This is a genomic window from Nitriliruptor sp. (genome assembly GCF_040882075.1).
GTDB lineage: Bacteria > Actinomycetota > Nitriliruptoria > Nitriliruptorales > Nitriliruptoraceae > Nitriliruptor.
The window spans coordinates 1-5,368 of the sequence record NZ_JBBEBZ010000065.1; the positions used below are offsets into that span (position 1 = coordinate 1).

At 71.6% G+C, this 5,368-nt stretch carries 5 protein-coding genes; 3 read left to right on the plus strand and 2 right to left on the minus strand.

Features of this window, described 5'->3' with window-relative positions; all coding sequences use genetic code 11:
- Window positions 1–192 precede the first annotated feature (192 nt).
- The gene (locus tag WEB03_RS03070; RefSeq protein ID WP_368069501.1) at window positions 193–414 is read left to right on the plus strand and encodes a hypothetical protein; all 222 of its coding nucleotides are present in this window, start codon (window positions 193–195) and stop codon (window positions 412–414) included.
- 90 nt (window positions 415–504) lie between these two features.
- On the opposite strand, the gene WEB03_RS03075 is transcribed toward WEB03_RS03070, so the two are convergent.
- Window positions 505–714 carry a CsbD family protein gene (locus tag WEB03_RS03075; protein WP_368069502.1) on the minus strand — a complete coding sequence of 70 codons (210 nt, stop codon included), beginning with the start codon at window positions 712–714 and terminating at the stop codon, window positions 505–507.
- A 190-nt stretch (window positions 715–904) separates the two neighbouring features.
- On the opposite strand from WEB03_RS03075, the gene WEB03_RS03080 reads away from it, so the two are divergent.
- Complete coding sequence (locus WEB03_RS03080; RefSeq protein ID WP_368069503.1) at window positions 905–1,579, plus strand: flavin reductase family protein; 675 nt, start codon at window positions 905–907, stop codon at window positions 1,577–1,579.
- A 15-nt stretch (window positions 1,580–1,594) separates the two neighbouring features.
- On the opposite strand, the gene WEB03_RS03085 is transcribed toward WEB03_RS03080, so the two are convergent.
- Window positions 1,595–2,233: a hypothetical protein gene (locus WEB03_RS03085; RefSeq protein WP_368069504.1), complete on the minus strand. Its 639-nt coding sequence runs from the start codon at window positions 2,231–2,233 to the stop codon at window positions 1,595–1,597.
- Window positions 2,234–2,451: 218 nt separating this feature from the next.
- On the opposite strand from WEB03_RS03085, the gene WEB03_RS03090 reads away from it, so the two are divergent.
- Window positions 2,452–5,262, plus strand: a complete 2,811-nt coding sequence (locus WEB03_RS03090) for a GNAT family N-acetyltransferase (RefSeq protein ID WP_368069505.1) — start codon at window positions 2,452–2,454, stop codon at window positions 5,260–5,262.
- The last annotated feature ends 106 nt before the right edge of the window (window positions 5,263–5,368 follow it).

A 5,368-nucleotide genomic window follows, 5' to 3' on the forward strand; every position in this document is an offset into this window, starting at 1 on the left:
CGCCTACCGGTAGACCACAAGGGGCGCCCGTGCCCCTCCACGCCTACCGGTAGACCACAAGGGGCGCCCGTGCCCCTCCACGCCTACCGCTCGGTGAGGTGACCGTCCGGGCGTCGCGGCGAGGGTGGGCGCCTCCGGTCGCGGGTAGCGTCGAACTTCGACCTTCCGAGCCGTCGGACCGAGGAGCTGCCCGTGGACCCCAAGGCCATCATCGCCGCGCTGCCGTGGTTGCGACGCGCCTGGCGGATCGTGCCCGGCCCCCTCCGCGTCCCGCTGCTGCTCATCGCGGCCGTGATCGGGGTCGTGCAGTTCATCCAGGGCCGCAAGGCCGAGCAGGCCGAAGGGGCTGCGCAGGGTGGTGCCACCGGCGCCGACCCCCGTTCCCCGGCCGGGCAGCGCGCCCTCACCGACTGACGGCTGTGTCGGCGGCCGCGCGAGCGGGACGTCGTCCGAACACCGACGAGCCGGCCCCGCGGGGCCGGCTCGTCGACGTAGCTTCGGACTTCAGTCCTGGCGCTTGCGCTGCTCGCCCTCGTGGCCCGCAGCCTGGTGCTTCTTGTGCTCGGCCTCCTGCTCCAGACGCTCGGCTTCCTCGTTCTTCTGGGCCTTCTGCTGCTGCTGCTCGCCCTCGGCCTGCAGGTCGTCCTTGTCCGTCATCTTGCCGACGGTCTCCTTCGCGACACCCTTCAGCTTCTCGCCCTGGTCGTCCGACACCTGGGTCCTCCGTGGATCACGCGCCAGCGGGTCCGGCGCCTCGGGACCCACGCTGCCCGCATCGAGGCCTCCGCAGGGGCCCCACGTCCCGGCCGACCGTCCGTCGAAGGCGGGCCACCGGACGGATGGCCGAGGTGGACCTAGCCTCACGGCCACGACCATCCGGCCCGCCAGCGACCGAGGTGCCTCCGTGCCGTCCTCCCACGCCGAACCCCCGGATCACCTCGAGACCGACCTCGAGCTGGATCCAGCGGACTGGGCCGCGCGACAGATCTACTTCCTGATGACCGGGTTGGTCGTCCCGCGGCCGATCGCGTGGATCTCGACCCTCAGCGAGCAGGGCGTCCGGAACGTCGCGCCGCACTCCTACTTCCAGGTCGTCGCCAACGATCCGCCCCACGTGATCTTCAGCTCGACCGGTGAGAAGGACACGCTGCGCAACGTCCGCGCTACGGCTGAGTTCGTGGTGAACATCACCACCAGCCACGTGCTCGAGGAGATGAACGCGACCGCCGCGGACCTCCCCCCGGGTGAGGACGAGTTCACCTGGTTCGGCATCGAGGACGCGCCGTCAGCGGTGGTCGCGCCGCCTCGTGTCGCCGCCGCGAAAGCGCACCTCGAGTGCCGGCTGGTACACGAGCTCCCGCTCGGCAACGGCAACCTCGTGGTCGGCGAGGTGGTCCACGTCCACGTCACCCCGGCGGTGTGGCGGGACGGCCGGATCGATCCGGAGCTGCTCGACCCGGTCCTCCGGCTCGCCGGCACCCGCTACGCGACGCTCGGCGAGGTGTTCAAGCTCCCGCGGCCGACCTGGGACGAGGTCAGGTCGCTCCCGCTGGAGGAGCGGATCCCACGCCGCAGCTGACCGACACCGGCGGTGTCAGCCGCTGCCGTCCTCCCACTCCTGCCAACGGGCACCCTCGACCAGGTCGCGATCGGGCTCCTCGGTCACCACCTGATCGACGAGGTCCGGGTCGTCGACGAACTCGAGCACGCCGACCCGGCCGTCGCGGATGTCGTCCACCGAGACCACCGCGAGCCGCCACCAGGCGGAACCGTCGTGCTCCCACAGCACGCCCGCCACGCGCCCCTCGAGTTCACCGCGGGTGACCTGCACCGTCGGTCGGCGATCCCAGAGGTCGGTCACCGCCTGCGGGAGGTTGGCGCGGTCGTACCCGAGCAGACCGGGTGCCTCGCCGTCCGCTGCCACGACCGCCAGCAGATCCTCGAGGTCGCGGGCGTTGAAAGCGGCGACCAGCTCGTCCACGGCATCGACCGCGTCCGGTCCATCGTGCGCTTCCGCGGCGTGCTCGAGCGGATCGATGACCCGGTCGGGATCGTCGTCGACGTGGAACCCGAACCCGTCGGCCTTCTCGTCGAACGTGCCGAGGTCGGGTGGCTCGTCCCCCTCGCGTGGGGCGCCGTCGAGCGCCGCATCGTCGAGCCGGTCCAGCTGCGCTTCGAGGGCAGCGGTCCGCGGGTCGAGCTCGGAGTCGAGGTCATGCTCGGGGTGGGGCACGGTCGACGCCTCTCCGCCGGCCCCGCCGGGAGGCCAGCTCCGGGGTGTGGCCCATCGTGCCCGCTCGGAGCGGCGCACGGAAGGGGGCGTCCGGCTTGCATGCCAGGGCCGCATGCCGGGTGCGAACCAGCGCGCCGGCTGCTCGGCTGTCCGCTCGACCCCGAACGCGCCATCCGACGCGACCCGTGTCCGGCACCTGCGCGCCCGTGAGGCCCACGATGGATGCACCCACCCGCTCCAACGACACCTTCGATCACGTGCTCCCCGACGGCACGACGATCCTGATCCGGCCGATCACGTCGGAGGACCGTGGTCGGTTGCTCGGGATGTGGGCACGCACGTCGGCGGAGTCCCGTCGCGCCCGCTTCATGGGGTCGTTCAACCTCGACGAGTCGAACGTCGGGCGCTTCACCGACCTCGACCCGGCCCTCCAGTACGGCGTCGTCGCGACCCGTGGCCGAGGAGATGCCGAGCGGATCATCGGCGTCGCGCGCTACGAACGCGACCCCGACCAGCGCGACCACGCGGAGTTCGCCGCGCTCATCCAGGACGACCAGCAGGGCCGTGGTATCGGGACCGCCCTGGTGCGTCAGGTCGCCCAGGCAGCCGCCGACGCCGGGGTGCGCACCCTGACCGGTGACATCCTCTCCGACAACGTGAGGATGCTGAACCTGGTCCGCGAGCTCGGGCTCGAGTACCACTCGGACCGCGACTTCGGCGGGGTGGTCCGCAGCGACCTCGAACTCGACTTCACCGAACGCTTCCTCGACGTGGTCGCCACGGCTGACCAGGAGGCGGCGCGCGCCGCCCTCGCGCGGTTCTTCCGCCCCGAGCGGGTCGCGGTCGTCGGTGCGTCGCGCGACAAGCAGGCCATCGGCGGGCTGGTCTTCGACAACATCCTGCAGGGCGGCTTCCAGGGCGTGGTCTACCCGGTCAACCCGAACGCCTCCTACGTCCAGTCCGTCGCGGCGTACCCATCGCTCGCCGACGTCCCCGAGACGCCGGACCTGGTCATCGTGTGCGTCCCCGGACGGTTCGTGAACGACGTCGTCGACCAGGCCGGCGAGCTCGGCGTCAAGGCGGTGTGCGTGGTCTCGGCCGGGTTCTCCGAGGTCGACGAGGAGGGCGAGGCACGCCAGGCCGACCTGCTCGATCGCGCCAGCGCGCACGGGCTGCGGATCATCGGCCCCAACTGCATGGGACTGCTCAACGGCAGCGATGAGGTCCGGCTGAACGGCACCTTCTCCCAGACCTTCCCGGCACAGGGTCGGGTGTCGATGTCGTCCCAGTCCGGGGCGCTCGGCTTGGCCGTCCTCGACCACGTCGAGGAGCTCGGCCTCGGGATCGCCACCTTCGTGTCGGTGGGCAACAAGGCCGACATCTCCGGCAACGACCTCCTGCAGTACTGGGAGGAGGACGAGGACACCGACGTCATCCTGATGTACCTCGAGAGCTTCGGGAACCCGCGCAAGTTCTCGCGCATCGCCCGTCGCGTGTCGCGCAAGAAGCCGATCGTGGCGGTCAAGTCCGGGCGCACGTCGGCCGGGGTCCGGGCGGCATCGAGCCACACCGCGGCGATCTCCTCGGGCGACGTCGCCGTGGACGCGCTGTTCCGGCAGACGGGTGTGATCCGCACCGACACCCTCGAGGAGATGTTCGAGGTCGCCACGTTGCTCGCCAGCCAGGGCCTGCCGTCCGGCGACAAGGTCGCGATCCTCACCAACGCCGGCGGCCCGGGGATCCTCGCTGCCGACGCGCTCGAGTCGAACGGGCTGAGCATCCCGCCGCTGTCGGACCGCACCGTGGACCAGTTCCGCGAGTTCCTGCCCGCGGAGGCCGGGATCGGCAACCCCGTCGACATGATCGCGAGCGCGTCCCCGGAGTCGTACCGGCGCTCGATCGAGGTGCTCGGGAACGCCGACGAGGTCGACATGGTCTTCGTCATCTTCATCCCGACCGGCACCACCGAGACCGACGACGTCGCCCGCGCCCTCGTCGAGGCCAAGACGAACATCCCCGACGACGTCCCGATCATCAGCGTGTTCATGTCGGCCGCGGGCATCACCCCCGAGCTCGCGGAGGCCAGCATCCCCTCGTTCGCGTTCCCGGAGTCGGCCGCTCGCGCGATGGGCCGCATCGGGCAGTACGCCGCGTGGCGGAGACGGCCGCTCGGACAGGCGGTCGACCCGGACGGCATCGACCGCGACCGGGCGCGCGAGATCGTCGACGCGGCGCTCGCCTCGACCGATGCCGGCGGCGAGCTCGCGATCGGCACCAGTCACGTCGCGGAGGCGACCGATGCCGCGGGGACGGACGGCGGCGGCCCGGACGACCACGGCGAGGCGGATGGCCACCAGGGCGCAGGTGACGGCCGCTGGCTGACGGCGGCCGAGGCCGAGGGGCTGCTGCGTGCCTACGGCGTCACGCTGGCTCGCTCCCGGGTCGTGGCGACCAGCGACGAAGCCGCGGCGGCGCAGGAGGAGTTCGGCGTCCCGGTGGCGGTGAAGGTGGCCGCGCCCATCCACAAGGCCGACGTCGGCGGCGTCGTGCTCGGGTTGGACACGCCAGATGCAGCACGCGAGGCCGTGGACCGCATCCGGGCCTCGCTCATCGATGCCGGCCTCGAGCAGCACGCCGACAGCTACCTGGTCCAGGAGATGGTCGGCGACGGCGTCGAGATGGTCGTCGGTGTGACCCACGACCCCTCGTTCGGGCCGATCATCCTCACAGGGATGGGCGGGACGCTCGTCGAGCTGCTGCGCGACGTCAGCGTGCGCATCACGCCCCTGACCGACCGTGACGTCGACGAGATGTTGGCGGACCTGCGCATGGCCCCGTTGCTGCGTGGGTACCGCGGATCCGCCCCGGCCGACGTCGCGGCGCTCCGGGACCTGCTCTTCCGGATCAACGCCATGGTCGAGGACGTCCCCGAGGTGGCCGAGCTCGACCTCAACCCCGTGTTCGTCCGCGACGACGGCCAAGGCGTGGTCGCCGTCGACGTACGGATGAAGCTGGTGCCCGTCCGCTGAGCTACGTGAGAGCCCGAGGGCGCCTACTCCACGCGGCGCGCGTAGCGGGGCCCTCACGTGGCATCAGCGCTACCTCAGGACCCCGCTGGCGCCAGCGCCCACCGGG